We start from the raw sequence: 20310 nt of genomic DNA on the forward strand, positions 1-20310 counted from the left end.
GAAGCAACCCCGCGACCTCCAGATCCGTCGGTTCCCTTGGAACAGGTGCTGATTGTCACGTCCGTAAAAGAGCGGATCGGACGACCTTTGTCATATAGACGGGTGTTAGTTTTCGGAGCTGACCCCGAGACGGAAGCGGAGCGAAGGAACCAATGGGACGCGCGGAAGAGAGACGAGCGCGACAGCGCGGTGGCCACCGCGCGGCGCCCAGGCGCCGCCGCTCCGCCCCCACGGCGGCTGCACCGGCCGGTGGCAAGCCCGCGAAGAGCTTCATACGCCGGCTCTTCTCCTGGAAGAAGATCCTCGGCACGTTCCTCGGGCTGTGCCTGCTCGGCATCGGCGGCTTCATCGCCCTCTACATGCTGGTGGACATCCCCAAGGGCGCCAACGCGCTCGCCCAGCAGGAGAGCAACGTCTACAAGTACAGCGACGGCACGCTCCTGGCCCGCGTCGGCAAGACCAACCGCGAGAGCGTGGACCTGTCCAGGGTGCCCAAGGACGTCCAGCACACCTTCGTCGCCGCCGAGAACAAGACCTTCTACACGGACTCCGGCATCGACCTCAAGGGCCTGGCCCGCGGTCTGTACAACACCGCGATGGGCCGCGGCGCCCAGGGCGGTTCCACGATCACCCAGCAGTACGTCAAGAACTACTACCTCACCCAGAACCAGACCGTCAGCCGCAAGCTCAAGGAGATGGTCATCTCCTTGAAGGTCGACCAGAGGCTGTCCAAGGACCAGATCCTCGCGGGCTACATCAACACCAGCTACTACGGCCGCGGCGCCTACGGCATCCAGGCCGCCGCCCAGGCCTACTACCGCACCGACGCCCAGAAACTGTCGGTCGAACAGGGCGCCTATCTCGCCGCGCTCCTGCAGGCGCCGAGCCAGTACGACTGGGCCGTCGCCACCTCCACGGGCAAGAAGCTGGTGCAGGCCCGCTGGAACTACGTCCTGGACAACATGGTCAAGCAGCACTGGCTGGACCCGGCCAAGCGGCAGGCCATGAAGTTCCCCTATCCCAAGGAGCCCAAGGCAACGCCGAGTCAGGCGGGCCAGAAGGGCTATCTGATCGACCTCGCCAACCAGCAGCTCGAACAGCAGCTGATGGAGCAGGAGAGCATCAGCCGCTCCCAGGCGGAGGCCGAGGTCGTCGACCGCGGCTGGACCATCACGCTGAACATCGACAAGAAGAAGCAGGCCGAGCTGGAGCAGGCGGTCAAGTCCGAGCTGACCGGCAAACTGGACGCGAAGAAGCGCAAGGTCGACGGCGCGGTCCAGGCCGGCGCTGCCTCGGTGGACCCGAAGACCGGCAGGATCGTCGCGATGTACGGCGGCAAGGACTACTTCCAGCACTACGTCAACAACGCCACCCGCCGGGACTACCAGCCCGCCTCGACGTTCAAGCCGGTCATCCTCGCCGCCGCGCTCCAGAACAGCTCCACCACGCAGGACGGCCAGCCCATCGCCGCCAACACGGTCTACGACGGCACCAGCGGCCGCCAGGTCGTGGACCACGGCAGAAAGGTGGGCTTCGGCCCGCCGAACGAGGACCACCACGACTACGGCCCCATCACCGTCCAGCAGGCGATGAACAACTCCGTCAACTCCGTGTTCGCGCAGATGGGCATGGACGTGGGCATGGAAAAGGTCATGGCCACGGCCAAGCAGCTCGGCATGGACACCACGGGCATGCAGGCGGTGCCCGCGCAGACCCTCGGCTCCATGGGCGCGAGCCCGCTGGAGATGGCCGGGATCTACGCCACGCTCGACAATCACGGCAGCAAGGTGACGCCGAGCATCCTCAAGTCGGCCGAGAAGAGCAACCGTACGGTCCAGATCCCCAACCCGGTCGGCGGCCAGGTGATCAGCCGGACCGCAGCCGACACCGTGACCTCCGTGCTGACCGGCGTGGTCGACGACGGTACGGCGAAGGAGCACGTGGCGGACAACCCGCTGCGCGACGGCCAGCAGGTGGCCGGCAAGACCGGTACCTCCGACGAGGACAAGTCCGCCTGGTTCACCGGCTACACGCCCGACCTGGTCACCTCCGTCGGCCTGTTCGGCGAGCAGAAGGGGACCGGCCGCCATGTGTCCCTGACGGGCGCGACCGGCCTGATCAAGCCGCCCGGCCGCATCAACGGCGGCGGCTACCCGGCGCAGATCTGGGCGGCGTACACCTTCGGTGTGACGGACAGGGCCAAGTTCGACCTCGACACCACCCAGGGCGCGGCCGTCCAGCCGACGGACACCCCGACCTACAGCCAGAGCCCGTCGCAGACACCGTCGCACACGCCGACCAGCAAGGCGCCGAGCAGCTCCGCGCCCCCGTCCAGGACGCCGACGCAGACGCCGACCCAGACGCCCACGCAGACGCCGACGCAGACCCCCACGCAGACGCCGACGCAGACGCCGACGGGCCCGATCACGCAGGACCCGATCGACCCGGGCGGCGGCGGGAACTTCGGCCAGTAGGCCGGTCGGAACGCACACGCGAGGGGCGCCCGGGAAATTCCCGGGCGCCCCTCGCGTTCTCGACGGCGCTGTCGATCCGCCCTGTGGCGGCGCTCAGGCGGTGACGCCCGCTCCGGCCGGACCGGGTCCACAGCCCTGCGCACCGCCCGCCCACAGCAGTCGTCACGCCGGATCGCCGCGTACCGCCCGACCTCACGCGGGGCGCACCGCCCCGGCGGCCATCAGTCCTGCGCCGCAGCGTAGTTGACCTCGAACCACACCACCTTGCCCATGCTCAGCCGGGTCGCGCCCCAGCGCCGGGCCAGCCTGTTGACCAGGTACAGGCCGCGCCCGCCCTCGTCCGTGGCCCGGGCCTGGCGAAGGCGCGGCAGCTGCGGCACGTCGTCGCCGACCTCGCAGCGCAGCACGTCGGTGCGCAGCAGCCGCAGCGTCACCGGCCGGGAGGCGTACCGCACGGCGTTCGTCACGACCTCGCTGACCAGCAGCTCGACCGAGTCCGTCAGGTCCTCCATGTCCCAGCGGGCGAGCGCGCGCCGGGCCAGCCGGCGGGCCTGGCCGGGGGCCGTCTCCTCCGGCTCCAGCCGCCAGTACGCGACATCGCTCGGCGCGATCCCGTCGAAGCGGGCCGCGAGCAGCGCGATGTCGTCGTCCCGGTCGCCCGGCCCGAGCATGTCCAGCACCTCGTCGCACAGGGCTTCCAGCGGCGGCGGATGGTCCGGCCCGGTCAACTGGGCGGTCGCGGCGAGCTTCTCCCGCAGCTGCTCTATGCCGGTCCACACGTCCCGCAGCCGGGACTCCACCAGCCCGTCCGTGTAGAGGAGCAGCGTGGCTCCGGCGGGCGCGTCCAGCTCCACGGCCTCGAAGTCGACACCTCCGACGCCGATCGGCGCGCCCGGCGGCACCCGCAGCACCTCGGCCCGGCCGCCCAGGTGCAGCAGCACGGGCGGCGGATGGCCGGCGTTGGCGATGGTGATGCGGTGCGTCACCGGGTCGTAGACGGCGTACAGGCAGGTCGCCATGCGGTCGGTGCCCAGCCGCTGCGCCTGCTCGTCCAGGTGGTGCAGCACCTCCTGCGGCGGCAGATCGAGCCCGGCCAGGGTCTGCGCGGTGGTGCGCAGCTGGCCCATGATCGCCGCCGAGGTCATGGAGTGCCCCATGACGTCACCGACCACGAGCGCGACCCGGCTGCCGGGCAGCGGAATCGCGTCGTACCAGTCACCGCCGACCCGCGCGGTCTCCGCGGCCGGCAGATACCGCGACGCCAGCCGCACACCCGTCGGGCGGGGCAGGGTCTCCGGCAGCATGGTGCGCTGCAACTCGTCGGCGATGTACGCCTCACGGCCGTACAGCACCGCCTTGTCGATGCCGAGCGCGCTGTGCGTGGCGAGCTGGGCCGCCACCAGCAGGTCGTCGGCCTCGAACGCCAGCCGCTCCGGGCGGCGCAGGAACAGCGCCGCGCCGATCACCCGGCGCCGGCCGCGCAGCGGCGCGAGGATCGCGTGCTGCCCGGACGGTACGACCGTCTCGGCGCAGTCGCCGAGCAGCTCGGGCAGCGCGGCCCGGGCGGCGGGCGCGTCGGCGAACACCGGCCGCACTCCGCGCAGTACCTCGTTCAGCGCGCCGCCGGGGCGCACCTCGCACAGCTCGGTGGTCAGCGAGGACAGCTCGGCCAGCGCGCTCGGCTCCGGCTCGGGGTCGAAGGCCGGGGCCAGCAGCACACCGTCGGTGTCCCGATCCTCCGGAATCCGGTCGGTACGGCGCAGCCGCAGCACCACCGGGCCGGTGGGCCGCTCGTCGCCGACCGGCAGCGGGTCGCGCAGATAGACCAGGATCGCGTCCGAGAACGTCGGCACGGTCGCCCGGCACAGGCCCATCACGATCTCGTCCAGATCGAGGCCGCGCGCGATCCGCCGGGTGGCCGCGCCCACGAATCTCAGCCGGTCGCCGTCGCGCCGCATCGGCATCGGCCGGCCCGGCGGCAGACCACGCCCGGTACGGCGCTCCTGGCTGCCCGGGGCACGGTCCGCCGTCCGCTCCTGCTCGGCGCCGGGCTGCGGCGGGATGGCCTCCGGCCCGGGGCGCGGTGGGACGGCCTCCGACGCCGGTCGCGGCGGAATGGCCTCGGGCGCGGGCCGCGGGCGGTGTGCGCCGGGCTCGGTGGTCGCGGGCTGGGAGTGCTCGGGGCCGTTGACTGGGGGCTCCTTCCCCTTGCCGACCGGGGATTGCGTCCCCCTGCCGTCCTTTCCCTGGCCACAGGGCGTGGCTGTGCCCGGTCCGCAGGGCGCTCCCTCCGCCCGGGCCTGCACCGGTAAGGCCGGGTCGGCGACAGGCTTCGGGGCACGCAGAAGCGCCCCGCGGCCCTCCGCGGGGTCGGCGCCCTGGGGGCGCTCGAAGGAGGTGGGCTGCTCCGTCACGCGTGTCGCATCCATCCGTACGGCACTGCGCGCCGGGCGCGCAGTTGCTCCCGCAGAAGTCCCGATACCCGCAATACGTGCCCCAGGAACGGAATTCCCGCGTGGTCAGAGGTGGTTCCTGTGCCCTGGTGCCCCTCGCTCACGTGCTGCCGCCCCTCGGTGACGTTCGGTCAAGCCCAGCGCATGCTCCCGGAGTTGCACTTGTGCGCCCTTGCGGACGACGATCCTACGTTTCCTGCCCGGGGGCGCATCAAGGGTCTCATGAGGACACGTGCGCGGGCGTACGGTCCCAGTCCTCGGGGAGAGAAGGTACCGTCCAGGACGGATCCGGGCGCCAGTGCTGCCAGCCGTCCGAGAACGGCGCCCCCCAGGCCTCGATGACCTCGACCGCGTCCCGTCCGGCCGCCCGGACCCGTTCGGCGGTGGCCGTGTCCATCAGCCCGTCCCGCTGGGCCTGCGCGAACTCGTCCTCGTCGCGCCAGTGCCAGCTGCGGTCGGGGTGCACGGAGATGTCCAGGAAGTAGTCCTCGGAGTCCACCCCGCCCGCCCAACGGGCCAGGGGCTGCTCGAGGTTGACGTACCAGTTCTTGAACCGCCAGCCCGGCTCCCAGAACAGCCACACCGACCAGGGCCGGCCGGGCTGGGCCAGCTTCAGCACGCCCGTGCCGAACCAGTGGTCCCGCTGCACCGAGCGCGGCTTGGTGTAGCGGGACTGGAGCGGCTCCAGGTGCACGGGCGTGCCGTCGGCGAGGACCGGCTTCACGCACTCGGTGCCGGGGGCCATCCACACGGCGAGCAGGTCGGCGTCGTCGCGTACGACGGTGACGGGCCGGGCGATGTGGATGCGCGCGCCGGCGTTCTCCCGGTAGCGCCACAGGATCTGGGTCCCGGGAGTCCAGTGGGTCGCGGGTCTCCGGCCCGCCGTGTCCGCCGTGTCCACGTGTGTCGTCGCTCCGTCGTCCGTCATGGACAGATATTAGGTGCCGTGGGCATACGACGCTGCGGTGCACGTCACGGTTCCGGCGGTGGCCGAAAAGGCTCGTTCGCGGCTACGGACGTGTCATCCGCAGGACGTCCAGGGCCTCGTCGAGCTGCTCCAGGGTCAGGTCGCCGCGCTCGATGTACCCGCTCTCCAGCACGACTTGCCGGATCGTCCTGCGCTCCGCGAGGGACTTCTTGGCGACCTTCGCGGCCTCCTCGTAGCCGATGTACTTGTTGAGCGGGGTGACCACGGAGGGGGACGACTCGGCGTACTCGCGCGCCCGTTCACGGTCGGCGGTGATGCCGTCGACCGTCCGGCCGGCCAGCAGCCGGGAGACGTTGGCGAGCAGCCGGATGGATTCGAGCACGTTCTTGGCGATGACCGGCAGCATGACGTTCAGTTCGAAGTTGCCGGAGGCGCCGGCGGTGGCGATGGTGGCGTCGTTGCCGATGACCTGGGCGGCCACCATGAGCACGGCTTCGGGGATCACCGGGTTGACCTTGCCCGGCATGATGGACGACCCCGGCTGCAGGTCGGGCAGCCGGATCTCGGCGAGCCCGGTGCGCGGCCCGGAGGACATCCAGCGCAGATCGTTGGCGATCTTCGTCAGCCCGACCGCGATGGTCCGCAGCTGCCCGCTGGTCTCCACGATCCCGTCCCGGGCGCCCTGCGCCTCGAAGTGGTCGCGGGCCTCGGTGAGCGGCAGCCCGGTGGTCCGGGCGACCTCCTGGATGACGGCGGCGGAGAAGCCGGGCGGGGTGTTGATGCCGGTGCCGACGGCGGTGCCGCCGAGGGGGAGTTCGGCGAGGCGGGGGAGGGAGGCCTCGAGCCGCTCGACGCCGTAACGGATCTGGGCGGCGTACCCGCCGAACTCCTGGCCGAGCGTCACGGGGGTGGCGTCCATGAGGTGGGTCCGCCCGGACTTCACGACGTCGGCGAACTCCTCCGACTTGCGGGTCAGGGAGGCGGCGAGGTGCCCGAGGGCGGGGATCAGGTCGTGGGTGACGGCGGCGGTGGCGGCGATGTGGATGGAGGAGGGGAAGACGTCGTTGGAGGACTGGGAGGCGTTGACGTGGTCGTTCGGGTGCACGTCCCGGCCCAGCCGCTCACTGGCGAGGGTCGCGATGACCTCGTTGGTGTTCATGTTGGAGGAGGTGCCGGAACCGGTCTGGAAGACGTCGACGGGGAAGTGCTCGTCCCACTGTCCCCGCGCGACTTCGGCGGCCGCCTCCTGGATCGCCTCGGCGATCTCCTTGTCGAGCACGCCGAGCTGTGCGTTCACCTTGGCGGCGGCGCCCTTGATCCGGGCCAGGGCTTCGATGTGGGCGCGCTCCAGGCGCCGACCCGAGACGGGGAAGTTCTCGACGGCACGCTGGGTCTGGGCGCGCCACTTGGCGGTGGCGGGGACGCGGACCTCGCCCATGGAGTCGTGCTCGATGCGGTAGTCGCTGTCGCTCATGGCAGTTATAGCGATCGGACGCGCGGGGTTGTTCCCCTTCGTTACGCTGAGTGAGCGACGGCGCGGCTGTGCCGTACCAGGGGGCGGAGTCCCCTGGTACGGCAACCGGGACAGGGACTAGGCGAGCCCGGGACCCCGCACCGGGATCGACGTGAAGGTCGGCTGCGGCGCCGGGTCCTGGAAGAAGTCGTTGCCCTTGTCGTCCACGACGATGAACGCCGGGAAGTCCTCGACCTCGATCTTCCAGACGGCCTCCATGCCCAGCTCCTCGTACTCCAGGACCTCGACCTTCTTGATGCAGTCCTGGGCGAGACGGGCGGCCGGGCCGCCGATGGAGCCGAGGTAGAAGCCGCCGTGCGCGCCACACGCGTCGGTGACCTGCTTGCTGCGGTTGCCCTTGGCCAGCATCACCTTGGAGCCGCCCGCCGCCTGGAACTGCTCCACGTAGGAGTCCATGCGGCCGGCCGTCGTCGGGCCGAAGGAACCGGAGGCGTAGCCCTCGGGGGTCTTCGCCGGGCCCGCGTAGTACACGGGGTGGTCCTTCAGGTACTGCGGCATCTCCTCGCCCGCGTCCAGCCGCTCCTTGATCTTGGCGTGCGCGATGTCGCGGGCCACGACCAGGGGGCCGGTCAGGGAGAGGCGGGTCTTGACCGGGTACTTGGTCAGCTCGGCGAGGATCGTGTCCATCGGCTGGTTGAGGTCGATCCTGACCACGTCCGAGGACTCGTCCAGGTGCTCGTCCGTGGTCTCCGGCAGGAAGCGCGCCGGGTCGGTCTCCAGCTGCTCCAGGAAGACGCCCTCGGCGGTGATCTTCGCGACGGCCTGGCGGTCGGCCGAGCAGGAGACGGCGATGGCGACCGGGCAGGACGCGCCGTGCCGGGGGAGGCGGACCACGCGGACGTCGTGGCAGAAGTACTTGCCGCCGAACTGCGCGCCGATGCCGATCTTCTGGGTCAGTTCGAAGACCTTCTGCTCCAGCTCCTTGTCCCGGAAGCCGTGACCCAGCTCCGAGCCCTCGGCCGGGATCTCGTCCAGGTAGTGCGCGGAGGCGTACTTCGCGGTCTTCAGCGCGTACTCGGCGCTCGTGCCGCCGACGACGATCGCCAGGTGGTACGGCGGGCAGGCGGCCGTACCGAGCGAACGGATCTTCTCCTCCAGGAACTTCATCATGGAGGCCTCGTTCAGGACGGCCTTCGTCTCCTGGTAGAGGAAGGACTTGTTGGCCGAGCCGCCGCCCTTGGCCATGAACAGGAACTTGTAGGCGCCGCCGTCGGTGGCGTACAGCTCGATCTGGGCCGGGAGGTTGGAGCCGGTGTTCTTCTCCTCCCACATGGTGAGCGGAGCCATCTGCGAGTAGCGCAGGTTGAGCCTGGTGTAGGCGTCGTAGATGCCGCGGCTCAGCGCCGCCTCGTCGCCGCCCTCCGTCAGGACGTTCTGCCCGCGCTTGCCCATGACGATCGCCGTGCCGGTGTCCTGGCACATCGGGAGCACGCCCGCCGCCGCGATGTTCGCGTTCTTCAGCAGGTCCAGGGCGACGAACTTGTCGTTGCCCGACGCCTCCGGGTCGTCGATGATCCGGCGCAGCTGGGCGAGGTGGGCGGGGCGCAGGTAGTGCTGGATGTCGTGGATGGCCTCCTCGGCCAGCTTGCGCAGCGCCTCCGGCTCCACCTTGAGGAACGTCCGCCCGTCCGGGCCCTCGACGGTGGAGACGCCCTCGGACGTCACCAGCCGGTATGGGGTGGTGTCCTCTCCCTGGGGGAGCAGATCGGTGTACGCGAACTCAGGCATCTCAGCCCATTCCTCACTCTGACGGACGTCCGCCCGCCGACGCTGGCGGGCCTCACCAGCCTAGAACCTGCCACTGACGGCGAACCTGTGAGGTAGGGCTCAGTAGGTGTGAGGTGGGGCTCAGGCGGCCTGGCCGGCTCTCGGGCGGGATCTCCACGCGCGACGCAGGACGAACGCCCGGAAGACCGCGAGGGCGAGGAACACGAGGCCGACGACGGCTCTTTGCCACCCTCCGGCGACGGCGAACCAGTAGAGGCCGAGGCCGGCGAAGAAGAGGGAGACGCCGATGAGCAGCGGTTCGCGGAGCCAGAACGGCAGGGCACGGAGGATCAGGTTGATCAACATCGGGCAAGTCGAGCAGGCGCGCCGGTTGCACGCAGTGCTGGAAGCCACAGTTCCGTGACCGGGACACGCAGGGGCCGTCCACACCCCTAGTCGCGATCTATCGCGTTTCGGTACGCTGTTGCCGTGGACCTTCAGAAGCACACCGACGCACCTGTCGCCGAGCTGCGTGCCTCGGACGCCGACCGTGACCGCATCGCCGAGATTCTCCGTGAGGCCCTGGCCGAGGGCCGGCTGACCGCCGACGAGCACGCCGAGCGGGTCGAGGGCGTCCTCGCCGCCAAGACGGTGGGCGAGCTGGAGGTCTTCATCCGGGACCTGCCCGCCGCGCACCAGCGCCCCGCCGCCGGCGCCTACACGCCCGTCCCGCCCCGCCCCACCCCGGGTGCGATCCCGCAGGAGGCGGACGCCAACGTTGTCGCCGTCTTCAGCAGCGCCGTGCGCCGAGGCCGCTGGCGCGCCGGCCGCCGGATCCACGCGTACTCGGTCTTCGGCAGCGTCGAGATCGACCTCAGCGAGGCGATCTTCGAGTACCAGCAGGTCGTGATCAAGGCCGTCTCGGTCTTCGGCGACGTCCAGATCCGCGTCCCGGAGAACGTGTCGCTGCGCGGCACCGGAGGCGGGGTCCTCGGCAACTTCGAGGTGGACACGCTGGACTCGGTCGATTCCGACGCGCCGGTCGTCTACGTCGACGGCTGGGCCGTACTCGGCAATGTCGAGGCGCGCCCCCGGCGCGGCAGGCGTGTGGCGGACATCCTGGAGCGGGTGCAGAGCAAGGTCGACCGGAAGCTGGAGCGCGTCCAGGACAAGGTCGACCGGAAGATGCGCAAACACCTGGGGCGTTGACGGTCGCGAATCCGCCGGTGAGCGGAAGGTTCCGCTCCTCCTGCGCGGCCCCGGCGGGGGCGCGAACGAGCCGCCCGCGCGCCTGCGACTGGGGACGCTGTGCATAGGCGCGCGCACAGCGGGTAGGGCTTGCTGCATCGTCTCTCGCTCGCGAAGCCGTCGTCAGGAGTAGACCCGTGCTGCAACCGCCGCATTCGTCCTTGCAGGTAGCTGCCCTTCCGGCCCAGCGGGTACCAGCGCGAGACAGGGATCAAGACGCTCCCTGGCACACCGAGGCCGTGTGCCGGCGCGACGAGGCGGGCCTGTTCTTCGCCCCGTCGAAGGAGCCGACCGCCGCCCGGCTGTCCCGCGAGGAGGCGGCCAAGCGCGTCTGCGCCCGCTGCCCGGTGATGGTCGAGTGTCGCGAACACGCCCTCCTGCAGCCCGAGCCGTACGGCGTCTGGGGCGGCCTCACGGCAGCGGAGCGCCGGGTGGTCCTGGCGCGAAGGCGCCGCCGGGAGATGGAACTGAAGAAGGCGGCACGGGCGACGGCGGCCAACCGCATAGCGGGTTAGGGCACGGAAGAGGGAGCGCCCCCGCCGCACCGGGGGCGCTTGGTGCTACTTGGCCCGGTCGAAGTCGATCGCGCTGTAGGCCCGCAGCTTGCTCAGCCGGTGCTCGGAGTCGATCCGACGAACCGTCCCCGACTTCGAGCGCATCACGATGGACTCGGTCAGCGCGGTCTCCGACCGGTACCGGACGCCCCGCAGCAGCTCACCGTCGGTGATCCCGGTCGCGACGAAGAAGACGTTCTCCCCGGACACCAGGTCGTCGGTCGTCAGGACGCGGTCCAGGTCATGCCCGGCGTCGATGGCCCGCGCACGCTCCTCGTCGTCCTTGGGCCACAGCTTGCCCTGAATCGTCCCGCCCAGGCACTTCACGGCGCAGGCCGAGATGATGCCCTCCGGCGTACCGCCGATGCCGAGCAGCAGGTCGACACCGGTGCCCTCGCGCAGCGCGTACACGGAACCGGCGACGTCACCGTCGGAGATCAGCTTGATGCGCGCACCCGCATCCCGGACCTCCTTGATCAGGCCCTCGTGCCGCGGCCGGTCGAGGATGACCACCGTGACGTCCTCCGGCGTGGCCTTCTTCGCCTTGGCGATCCGCTTGATGTTCACGGCCACGGGCGCGTCGATGTCGACGAACTCGGCGGCCTCCGGGCCGGTGACCAGCTTGTCCATGTAGAACACGGCGGACGGGTCGAACATGGCGCCCCGCTCGGCCGCCGCGAGGACGGCGATCGCGTTGGGCATGCCCTTGGCGGTCAGCGTGGTGCCGTCGATCGGGTCGACCGCGATGTCGACCTCGGGACCGGTGCCGTCGCCCACGTGCTCCCCGTTGAAGAGCATCGGGGCCTCGTCCTTCTCGCCCTCGCCGATGACGACGACGCCGTTCATCGACACGGTGGAGACGAGGGAGCGCATGGCGCGCACCGCGGCACCGTCGGCGCCGTTCTTGTCGCCGCGCCCCACCCAGCGGCCGGCGGCCATGGCGGCGGCTTCGGTCACCCGGACGAGTTCCAGGGCGAGGTTGCGGTCGGGAGCCTCGGAGGGAACATCGAGCTCGGACGGCAGGTGATGATTTTCGGTCATCGGAGCGCACCTTTCTGATACGACGACGGCCGGATGAGGGTGTTGGCCCTGACTCTATCCTTAGGCAGACAAAATGAGCAGGGGACCCCACGGATGAGCGCTCGGGGCACCTGCGACGATAGAGGGCGTGGCAGGTTCGAACGGCAAGCAGAAGACGGCCCGGGACATGATTCTCTCCCTGGCCCTGATCGGCATCGCGGCGGCGGTCGTCTACTTCCTCACCATCCCGCACGACGATCACGCTCCCGACCTCAAGCGGGTCGACTACCAGGTCGAACTGCTCACGGCCCGTCGCGCGGCGAGCTATCCGGTGGCCGCCCCCGAGGGCCTGCCGAGTACCTGGAAGGCGACCTCCGTACGCTTCCAGGGCGAGAACGGCGACCGCTGGCACCTGGGTTTCCAGACCCCGGACAGCCAGTATGTACAGATCGAGCAGTCCACGCAGAAGCGGGCCGACTTCATCGACCAGGCCAGCCAGGGCTCGTCGGCGACGAAGAACACCGAGACGATCGACGGCCGCACCTGGACCCGTTACACCGGCGGCCGCTACGACGCCCTCGTCCTGAACGGCACGCCCGGCTCCACCACGGTGGTGGCCGGTACGGCGTCCCTCACGGAGCTGGCGAAGTTTGTGGCGGCGCTGAAGATGCAGTGAGCCACGCACGGCATGCGAAAGAGGCCCCCGGCGCTGCCGGGGGCCTCTTCGTGTGTCCGGTGCGGCTCAGACGGTCGTGACGACGTCCTCGTACGCCAGGCGCGGGGAGCGCGGGAACCAGGCGTCCGGGCCCGGCTTGCCGATGTTGACGACCATCAGCGGGGTGTGGTCGTCGTCCAGGAACTCCTTGCGCACGCCCTCGAAGTCGAGGCCGGTCATCGGGCCGGCGGCGAGGCCCGCGGCGCGGACGCCGATGATGAAGTAGGCGGCCTGCAGGGCGGCGTTCAGCGCGGCGGCGCCCTCACGGGCCGGACGCTCGCCGAAGAAGACGTCCTTGGCCTGCGGGAAGTGCGGGAAGAGGGTCGGCAGCTCCTCGTGGAACTCGTTGTCCGCGGAGAGGATCGCGACCAGCGGGGCGGCGGCCGTCTTCGGCTGGTTGCCCTCGGCCATGTGCCGTACCAGGCGCTCACGGGCCTCGGGGGAGCGGACCAGGGTGACGCGCAGCGGGCTCTGGTTGAAGGCGGTGGGGCCGTACTTGACCAGGTCGTAGATCGCCTGGAGCTGCTCGTCGGTCACCGGCTCGTCGGTGAAGGTGTTCGCGGTGCGGGCCTCGCGGAACAGCAGGTCCTGGGCGGCGGGGTCAAGAACGAGAGACATACGTGGACTTCCTTGGTGGCGCCGTGATCCGACGTACCGGACCGCGGTCCGGATCGGCTGACAGGGGTGACCCTACGGCAATGAAGTTCAACCTTCAACAAAGGTCGGGGTGCGGTGACCCGCTTCACAGCCCACGGGCCGATGCCTACCCGGCGTCCCCCTTCGCTTCCTCCTCCTCGTGCTCCTCCTCCTCGGCCAGCGCCGCGTCCAGCCGGGCCCGCGCCCCCTCCAGCCAGCGCCGGCACACCTTGGCCAGCTCCTCGCCGCGCTCCCACAGCACCAGGGACTCCTCGAGCGTCGTACCGCCCGCCTCCAGGCGCCGCACGACCTCGATCAGCTCGTCCCGCGCCTGCTCATAGGAGAGCGCCTCGTCCACCTTGCCGGTCATTCGCCCACCTTCACTGTGAATTCACCGTCGGCGACGCGGGCCCGGAGCGCCTCGCCTTCCGTCACCTCGTCCGGACCGCGCACCACGTGCCCGTCCGCCTTCTGCAGCACCGCGTACCCGCGCTTGAGCGTCGCCGCGGGGGAGAGGGCCACCACGCGCGCGTGCGTGTGCGTCAGCTCCGAGTCCGCGCGGTCGAGGAGATGGCCGAGGGTCCGCCGGCTCCGCCCGACCAGGGAGGCCACGTGGTCTACGCGCTCGTCGAGCATCCGGTGCGGATCCTCCATCGAGGGGCGGGCCAGCGCGTGCGCCAGCCCGCGCTCCTCCCGCTCCAGATACGCGTTCACACAGCGCCGGGCCCGGTCCCGCAGCATCCGCACCCGCTCGAACTCCTCGCCCACGTCCGGTACGACCTTCTTGGCCGCGTCGGTGGGCGTGGAGGCGCGCAGGTCCGCCACGTGGTCCAGCAGCGGGTTGTCCGGCTCGTGGCCGATGGCGGACACCACGGGCGTACGACACCCGGCCACGGCCCGCACCAGCTGCTCGTCGGAGAAGGGCAGCAGATCCTCGACGCTGCCACCCCCACGGGCGACGATGATGACGTCCACGTCCTCGATCTCGTCCAGCTCCTTCACCGCCTGCACGACCTGCGGGACGGCGTGCACGCCCTGCACCGGGACGTTGCGCACCTCGAAGCGGACGGCGGGCCAGCGGTGGCGGGCGTTCTCCAGCACGTCCCGCTCCGCGGCCGAGGCGCGACCGCAGACCAGGCCGATCAGCTGCGGCAGAAAGGGCAGCGGCTTCTTCCGCTCCGGCGCGAACAGCCCCTCGGCCGCGAGCGCCTTCTTCAGCTGCTCCAGCCGGGCCAACAGCTCACCGACGCCGACGGGCCTTATCTCGGCGGCGCGAAGGGACAGCTGCCCGCGCGGGGCGTACCACTCCGGCTTCGCCAGTACGACGACCCGGGCGCCCTCGCCGACGACATCGGCGACGGCGTCGAACACCTGCCGGTAGCAGGTCACGCTCACGGAGATGTCGTACGACGGGTCGCGCAGCGTCAGGAACACGACCCCGGCGCCAGGCCGCCGCGACAACTGCGTGATCTGCCCCTCGACCCACACCGCACCCAGCCGATCGATCCAGCCCCCGATCAGCCGGGAGACCTCGCCCACGGGCAGGGGGGCTTCGGGGGTGGTTTTCGCAGCCATGCGGTTGAGAGTAACGGGGGGCACCGACAGCGGAGCGCCGTCGCCCTCGCGGTCGTCTGCCGGATGCGGTGCCGCCGCAGCGGCCGCAGGGCCCGCGCGGCACCGGGCACGCGATCTCGGCGGCGCCGGACGCGGCCTTACGATGGGACGCATGACCGCTTCGCCTGGCCGCCGTGTCCTGCTCGCCGCCCCCCGGGGCTACTGCGCCGGTGTGGACCGCGCCGTGATCGCCGTCGAGAAGGCCCTCGAACAGTACGGGGCCCCCATCTACGTCCGGCACGAGATCGTCCACAACAAGTACGTCGTGCAGACCCTGGAGAAGAAGGGCGCCGTCTTCGTCGAGCGGACGGAGGAGGTGCCACCGGGCAACATCGTCATGTTCTCGGCGCACGGCGTCGCCCCGGTCGTGCACGAGGAGGCCGAGCAGGGCCGGCTCGCCACCATCGACGCCACCTGCCCCCTGGTCACCAAGGTCCACAAGGAAGCCGTCCGCTACGCCAAGGAGGACTACGACATCCTCCTGATCGGTCACGAGGGCCACGAGGAGGTCATCGGCACCTCCGGCGAGGCCCCCGAGCACATCCAGCTCGTCGACGGCCCCGGCGACGTCGACAAGGTCGAGGTCCGCGACCCCTCCAAGGTCGTCTGGCTGTCCCAGACCACCCTCTCCGTGGACGAGACCATGGAGACCGTCGACGCCCTGAAGACCAAGTTCCCGGGTCTCGTCTCCCCGCCCAGCGACGACATCTGCTACGCCACGCAGAACCGCCAGCTCGCCGTGAAGCAGATGGGCGCCGAGGCCGAGCTGGTCATCGTGGTCGGCTCGCGCAACTCCTCCAACTCCAAGCGGCTCGTCGAGGTCGCCAAGCTCGCCGGCGCCCGCGAGGCCTACCTGGTGGACTTCGCCGACGAGATCGACGAGGCCTGGCTGGAGGGCGTGACGACGGTCGGTGTCACCTCCGGCGCCTCCGTCCCCGAGGTGCTCGTCGAGCAGGTCCTTCAGTGGCTCGGCGAGCGCGGTTACGGCGACGTGGAGATCGTCAAGGCCGCCGAGGAGTCCATCACGTTCTCCCTCCCCAAGGAGCTCCGCCGCGACCTGCGCGAGGAGGCCGCCGGCCTGGTCGCCGAGCGCGGCGGCACCGGCACTTCCGAGAAGTGACTGTCAGTCGTCCGTCGTAACGTGGTGCCATGCAGATCTTCGGCGTGGACATCGGCGGATCCGGGATCAAGGGCGCCCCTGTGGACCTGGACAGGGGCGACCTGGCCAAGGAGCGCTGCAAGGTGCTCACCCCGCACCCGGCGACGCCCGACGGCGTGGCCGACGGGGTCAAGCAGGTCATCGACCACTTCGGCTGGACCGGCCCCGTCGGCCTGACCTTCCCCGGAGTGGTCACCGGCGGCGCCACGGTCCGTACGGCGGCGAACGTGGACAAGAGCTGGATCGACACCGACGCGCGCGCGTTGTTCAGCGGCAAGCTGGGCGGCCTGCCGGTGACGGTCGTCAACGACGCGGACGCGGCGGGCGTCGCCGAGATGCAGTTCGGCGCCGGCCGTGACCGCGGGGGCACGGTCGTCCTGCTCACCTTCGGCACCGGCATCGGCAGCGCCGTCTTCGTGGACGGCGTCCTCGTGCCGAACACGGAACTGGGCCACCTGGAGCTGGGCGGCCACGACGCGGAGCGGCGGGCCTCCAGCAAGGCCAAGGACGACCACGCCCTGAGCTGGGAGCAGTGGGCGCACCGCGTCCAGAAGTACCTGGCGCACGTGGAGATGCTGTTCTCGCCGGAGCTGTTCATCATCGGCGGCGGGGTCAGCCGCAAGGCCGACAAGTTCCTGCACCTCATCGACGGCGTCAAGGCCGAGATCGTGCCCGCGCAGCTGCAGAACAACGCGGGGATCGTGGGAGCGGCGATGAGAGCCGCCCAGGAGAGATGACCGGGTGACGGGGGACGGCCGCGGGCGTCGGCTCAGCTCCGGCGCCGGCGCCGCCGTACCCACAGCACCCGGCGTACCAGCACGATCACTCCGGCGACGAGCGTCCCTCCGTACAGCCAGCCGCACTGGGTCGCGAGCCCGGTGAACAGCCCCATCAGGCTGCCGAGCAGCCCCCCGCCGCCGTCGGTGACGGGGATCAGCCCCACGGCGAACGCGATCGGTACGACCACGGGGGCGGTCAGCAGGTCCCCGGCCCGCACCCACAGCGCGGTCAGCACGCACACCGGCACGAACAGCACGCCGTACACGGGTAGCGCCCCGTCCAGCAGCAGCGCGTCCAGGCAGCCGAGCAGGAACATCACGAGGGTGCAGAACAGTCCGCTGCCGAGCCCGGTGAGCCGGGGCCCCGGCAGCCGCGGCTCCGGCGACATGGGGCGGGCGGCGGACCCTGCCGGTCGCCCGCCGCTCCCGTACCGCCCCGGCCGCCGTGTCCCCTGCCCCGGCCCGCGCTCGCCGCCGGGCCCGCCCCGGGACTGCGGTGGAAGGTGCGCTGGCTGCTGCGGCCTGCCGCGTCGCGGTCCGTCGTTCGGGGATCGCCTTCCGTGTTGCTCCACTGGACCAACTTAGGTCTGTTTATGTGCCGAATAGCCCATCAGACACGCCGGTGGGCAGAGCTTGGCCGGACGTTCGAAGCTCCCCGGAGCCGCCCGGCGCGGACGCCGTAGACTGGTGGATCGGCCAGTGTGAGTCTCTGGCCCCTGGCAGCCCCTGGCCCACTCATGTACGGGAAGTCGCAACGTGTCGCTCACGATCGGAATCGTCGGCCTGCCCAATGTCGGCAAGTCGACCCTGTTCAACGCCCTGACCAAGAACGACGTGCTGGCGGCCAACTACCCGTTCGCCACGATCGAGCCCAACGTCGGCGTGGTCGGCGTGCCCGACGGCCGCCTGGCCAAGCTGGCCTCGATCTTCGGCTCGGAGCGCATCCTTCCGGCCACGGTCGACTTCGTCGACATCGCCGGTATCGTGCGCGGCGCCTCCGAGGGCGAGGGCCTCGGCAACAAGTTCCTCGCGAACATCCGGGAGTCCGACGCGATCTGCCAGGTCATCCGCGCCTTCAAGGACGAGAACGTCGTGCACGTCGACGGCAAGGTCTCGCCGAAGGACGACATCGAGACGATCAACACCGAGCTGATCCTCGCCGACCTCCAGACGATCGAGAAGGTCCTGCCCCGTCTCCAGAAGGAGTCGCGGATCAAGAAGGACGTGGCTCCCAAGGTCAAGGCGGTCGAGGAGGCCAAGGAGATCCTGGAGAAGGGCGACACGCTCTTCGCGCACGGCATCGTCCAGGGCACCGAGCGCAACGAACTCCTCCACGACCTGCACCTGCTCACGACCAAGCCCTTCCTCTACGTCTTCAACGTCGACGAGGACGAACTGGTCGACGAGGACTTCAAGAACGAGCAGCGCGCCCTGGTCGCCCCGGCCGAGGCGATCTTCCTCAACGCCAAGCTGGAGGCCGACCTCGCCGAGCTGGACGAGGAGGAGGCGCTGGAGCTGCTGGAGTCCGTCGGCCAGCACGAGCCCGGCCTCGCCACCCTGGCCCGCGTCGGCTTCGACACCCTCGGCCTGCAGACCTACCTCACGGCCGGCCCCAAGGAGTCCCGCGCCTGGACGATCAAGAAGGGCGCCACGGCCCCCGAGGCGGCCGGCGTGATCCACACCGACTTCCAGAAGGGCTTCATCAAGGCCGAGGTCATCTCCTTCGCCGACCTGGTGGAGACCGGCTCGGTGGCCGAGGCCCGGGCCAAGGGCAAGGCCCGCATGGAGGGCAAGGACTACGTCATGCAGGACGGCGACGTGGTGGAGTTCCGTTTCAACGTCTGACACGTCCGGCGAAAGGCCGTCTGACCTGCGGCGGAGCGGGTTGGGCGGCCTTTGCTGTCCGCACCGGGTCCGCGTCATGGCCGCGTCGGTGTGGCCGAGGCGCTCGGAGAAGGCGGCACCCAGCACCTCACCGAGCCCCCGAACCCACCCACCTCGCTCCCTTCCGCCACCACCTCCGCGGCGGCCGGCCCGAGGCATGGCCGCACGGGAACAGTGAACCCGGAATGCGCGGCGCCCCCGGGACCCGGAGACCCCTCGCGACGGACACCGCGGCTGAGGGCTCTCCCCGGATCGAGCCGTCGCCCCGTGTCGTGCTGCACGACCTGGCGATGCGGCGCGACACCCTGCTGGTCCGCGCGGTGCGAGGGCTGGGCCCGAGGAACGGCCTTGCGGGCAACGCCGACTCTGCGGCGGTGCTGGTCACCCTGGGCGGAGTCAACGTCCTGTGGCCTGTCACCTGGTGGCGCGGCCGTCTCGGCCGACGTACCTCAGGAGCCCGGCCCCTTGGCCCGCGGTAGCGCTTCAACTCGGGCCGCCGGCCGTTCGGTCGATGGCAGCTGGGCTCATATCCCCGTCACCCGGGCCACCGTGAACGGCGTGGTCGGGGTCCCCGGTCCCATCGGGCCGCCCTTGTCGAACTGGGAGCGGACGACGAGGAGGCCGTGGTGGGTGTGGGCCAGGGTGGTGGGGATCTGGAGGTCGGGCGTGGTCAGCGTGCGGGTCAGGTGGGCCTCGGTGCCGTCGGGGGAGAGGTGCCAGCGGGTCAGGGCGTTGGTCCGGTTGTGGGCCGCCCACAGGGTGCGGTGGGACAGCTCCAGGCCGTCGCCGTTCACCAAGTCGCTCCCGTACAGGGTGACTTGGCGGACCGACCCGTCGGTGACGTCGACCCGGTACAGGCCGCCGCCGGTCATGTCGACCGCGAACAGCAGGCGTCCGGTGGGGTCGGCGGCGATGCCGTTGAGGGTGTAGGCGTTCGGCGAGTGCGGAGGTACGGCCCCGCTCAGGTCGAAGTGTGCGGCCAGCGGCGCGCTGCCGCCCCGCGCCACCTCGGCCGGAGTGACCCGGTAGATCACCGGGCGCACGCTGTCGGTGGCGTACGCCGTGCCGTCCGCGCCGATCACGAGGTCGTTGATGAAGTGCGGGTCGCCCTGCGGCACCTGGAAGCGGGCCAGCAGGGAGCGGTCGCGCAGGTCGTAGACGTCGATTCCGGCGGTGTGGTCGATGACCCACAGGCGGCCCGCCCGGTCGGCCTTCAGGCCGTTGGCCGTCGTACGGCCGTCCGCGCCGGCCGGCAGGAAGACGCCGGCGGCGCGGCTGCCGGCGGCGGCCCGGTAGATCGCACCGGTCGTGAAGGAGCCGACGTACGCGTCGCCCGTGCGCGGGTCGAGGGCGATGCCCTCGGGGTAGGCCCGGTCGTCCGGCAGGGTGAAGGCGGTGGAGATGCGGGGACCGGTGGCCGCGGTCGCCCGGGGTGCGGCGAGGGCCACGGTCGCGGCGGCGGCGCCGGTCAGGAAGGTGCGGCGGTGGATCGAACGGGACACGGCAGGTGCCTCTCGGTTCGGCTGCTCACTGTACGACGTGTGCAAAGCTACATTAGAGCTCTAATGCTCGCTAGCGTATTAATTATCGCCAGGGTGTTCATCC

General features: G+C 70.7%; 18 protein-coding genes. 7 read left to right on the forward strand and 11 right to left on the reverse strand.

Annotated elements, in window-relative coordinates:
• The first annotated feature begins 152 nt into the window (after positions 1–152).
• Entirely contained in the window at positions 153–2474 is a 2322-nt protein-coding gene (locus tag LMU33_RS37475; RefSeq protein WP_228625917.1) for a transglycosylase domain-containing protein, read from the forward strand.
• Between the two features lie 221 nt (positions 2475–2695).
• On the opposite strand, the gene LMU33_RS37480 is transcribed toward LMU33_RS37475, so the two are convergent.
• The 5 genes from LMU33_RS37480 to LMU33_RS37500 all read right to left on the reverse strand — a co-directional run bounded on the left by LMU33_RS37480 (position 2696) and on the right by LMU33_RS37500 (position 9462).
• Positions 2696–4903, reverse strand: coding sequence for a SpoIIE family protein phosphatase (locus LMU33_RS37480; protein WP_249814808.1), 2208 nt, complete (start codon positions 4901–4903; stop codon positions 2696–2698).
• A 244-nt stretch (positions 4904–5147) separates the two neighbouring features.
• Complete coding sequence (fomD, locus tag LMU33_RS37485) at positions 5148–5855, reverse strand: cytidylyl-2-hydroxypropylphosphonate hydrolase (protein WP_228625921.1); 708 nt, start codon at positions 5853–5855, stop codon at positions 5148–5150.
• 82 nt (positions 5856–5937) lie between these two features.
• Positions 5938–7329 (reverse strand): class II fumarate hydratase, encoded by a 1392-nt coding sequence (locus LMU33_RS37490; RefSeq protein ID WP_228625923.1) that lies wholly within the window; start codon positions 7327–7329, stop codon positions 5938–5940.
• A 117-nt stretch (positions 7330–7446) separates the two neighbouring features.
• Entirely contained in the window at positions 7447–9117 is a 1671-nt protein-coding gene (locus tag LMU33_RS37495) for a fumarate hydratase (protein ID WP_228625925.1), read from the reverse strand.
• 120 nt (positions 9118–9237) lie between these two features.
• Positions 9238–9462, reverse strand: coding sequence for a hypothetical protein (locus LMU33_RS37500; RefSeq protein WP_228625927.1), 225 nt, complete (start codon positions 9460–9462; stop codon positions 9238–9240).
• A gap of 123 nt (positions 9463–9585) precedes the next feature.
• Here LMU33_RS37500 and LMU33_RS37505 point away from each other — a divergent pair, with 123 nt between their 5' ends.
• Positions 9586–10305 (forward strand): DUF1707 SHOCT-like domain-containing protein, encoded by a 720-nt coding sequence (locus tag LMU33_RS37505; RefSeq protein WP_228625929.1) that lies wholly within the window; start codon positions 9586–9588, stop codon positions 10303–10305.
• A gap of 176 nt (positions 10306–10481) precedes the next feature.
• Positions 10482–10859, forward strand: a complete 378-nt coding sequence (locus tag LMU33_RS37510; RefSeq protein ID WP_228625931.1) for a WhiB family transcriptional regulator — start codon at positions 10482–10484, stop codon at positions 10857–10859.
• Between the two features lie 45 nt (positions 10860–10904).
• On the opposite strand, the gene glpX is transcribed toward LMU33_RS37510, so the two are convergent.
• Positions 10905–11939: a class II fructose-bisphosphatase gene (gene glpX, locus LMU33_RS37515; RefSeq protein WP_228625933.1), complete on the reverse strand. Its 1035-nt coding sequence runs from the start codon at positions 11937–11939 to the stop codon at positions 10905–10907.
• A gap of 127 nt (positions 11940–12066) precedes the next feature.
• On the opposite strand from glpX, the gene LMU33_RS37520 reads away from it, so the two are divergent.
• On the forward strand, positions 12067–12594 hold the full coding sequence (locus LMU33_RS37520; RefSeq protein ID WP_228625935.1) for a DUF4245 domain-containing protein: 528 nt from the start codon (positions 12067–12069) through the stop codon (positions 12592–12594).
• 66 nt (positions 12595–12660) lie between these two features.
• Here LMU33_RS37520 and LMU33_RS37525 read toward each other — a convergent pair whose 3' ends face one another.
• The 3 genes from LMU33_RS37525 to xseA form a co-directional block, all read right to left on the reverse strand.
• Positions 12661–13251, reverse strand: a complete 591-nt coding sequence (locus tag LMU33_RS37525) for a malonic semialdehyde reductase (RefSeq protein WP_228625937.1) — start codon at positions 13249–13251, stop codon at positions 12661–12663.
• Positions 13252–13396: 145 nt separating this feature from the next.
• Positions 13397–13639: an exodeoxyribonuclease VII small subunit gene (locus LMU33_RS37530; RefSeq protein ID WP_228625939.1), complete on the reverse strand. Its 243-nt coding sequence runs from the start codon at positions 13637–13639 to the stop codon at positions 13397–13399.
• On the reverse strand, positions 13636–14844 hold the full coding sequence (gene xseA / locus LMU33_RS37535; protein ID WP_228625941.1) for an exodeoxyribonuclease VII large subunit: 1209 nt from the start codon (positions 14842–14844) through the stop codon (positions 13636–13638). The genes LMU33_RS37530 and xseA overlap by 4 nt, the downstream gene beginning before the upstream one ends.
• A 151-nt stretch (positions 14845–14995) precedes the next feature.
• Here xseA and LMU33_RS37540 point away from each other — a divergent pair, with 151 nt between their 5' ends.
• Both LMU33_RS37540 and ppgK read left to right on the forward strand, forming a co-directional pair.
• Positions 14996–16003 carry a 4-hydroxy-3-methylbut-2-enyl diphosphate reductase gene (locus tag LMU33_RS37540; RefSeq protein WP_228625943.1) on the forward strand — a complete coding sequence of 336 codons (1008 nt, stop codon included), beginning with the start codon at positions 14996–14998 and terminating at the stop codon, positions 16001–16003.
• A gap of 29 nt (positions 16004–16032) precedes the next feature.
• Positions 16033–16779, forward strand: a complete 747-nt coding sequence (gene ppgK / locus LMU33_RS37545) for a polyphosphate--glucose phosphotransferase (protein WP_228625945.1) — start codon at positions 16033–16035, stop codon at positions 16777–16779.
• Between the two features lie 32 nt (positions 16780–16811).
• Here the strand turns inward: ppgK and LMU33_RS37550 are convergent, their stop codons facing one another.
• On the reverse strand, positions 16812–17210 hold the full coding sequence (locus LMU33_RS37550) for a DUF6542 domain-containing protein (protein ID WP_372478134.1): 399 nt from the start codon (positions 17208–17210) through the stop codon (positions 16812–16814).
• Between the two features lie 367 nt (positions 17211–17577).
• On the opposite strand from LMU33_RS37550, the gene ychF reads away from it, so the two are divergent.
• Positions 17578–18666, forward strand: coding sequence for a redox-regulated ATPase YchF (ychF, locus tag LMU33_RS37555; protein WP_228625949.1), 1089 nt, complete (start codon positions 17578–17580; stop codon positions 18664–18666).
• A 563-nt stretch (positions 18667–19229) separates the two neighbouring features.
• Here ychF and LMU33_RS37560 read toward each other — a convergent pair.
• Positions 19230–20207: an SMP-30/gluconolactonase/LRE family protein gene (locus LMU33_RS37560; protein WP_308280840.1), complete on the reverse strand. Its 978-nt coding sequence runs from the start codon at positions 20205–20207 to the stop codon at positions 19230–19232.
• Positions 20208–20310 lie beyond the last annotated feature (103 nt).

Source organism: Streptomyces barringtoniae (genome assembly GCF_020819595.1).
Lineage (GTDB): Bacteria > Actinomycetota > Actinomycetes > Streptomycetales > Streptomycetaceae > Streptomyces > Streptomyces barringtoniae.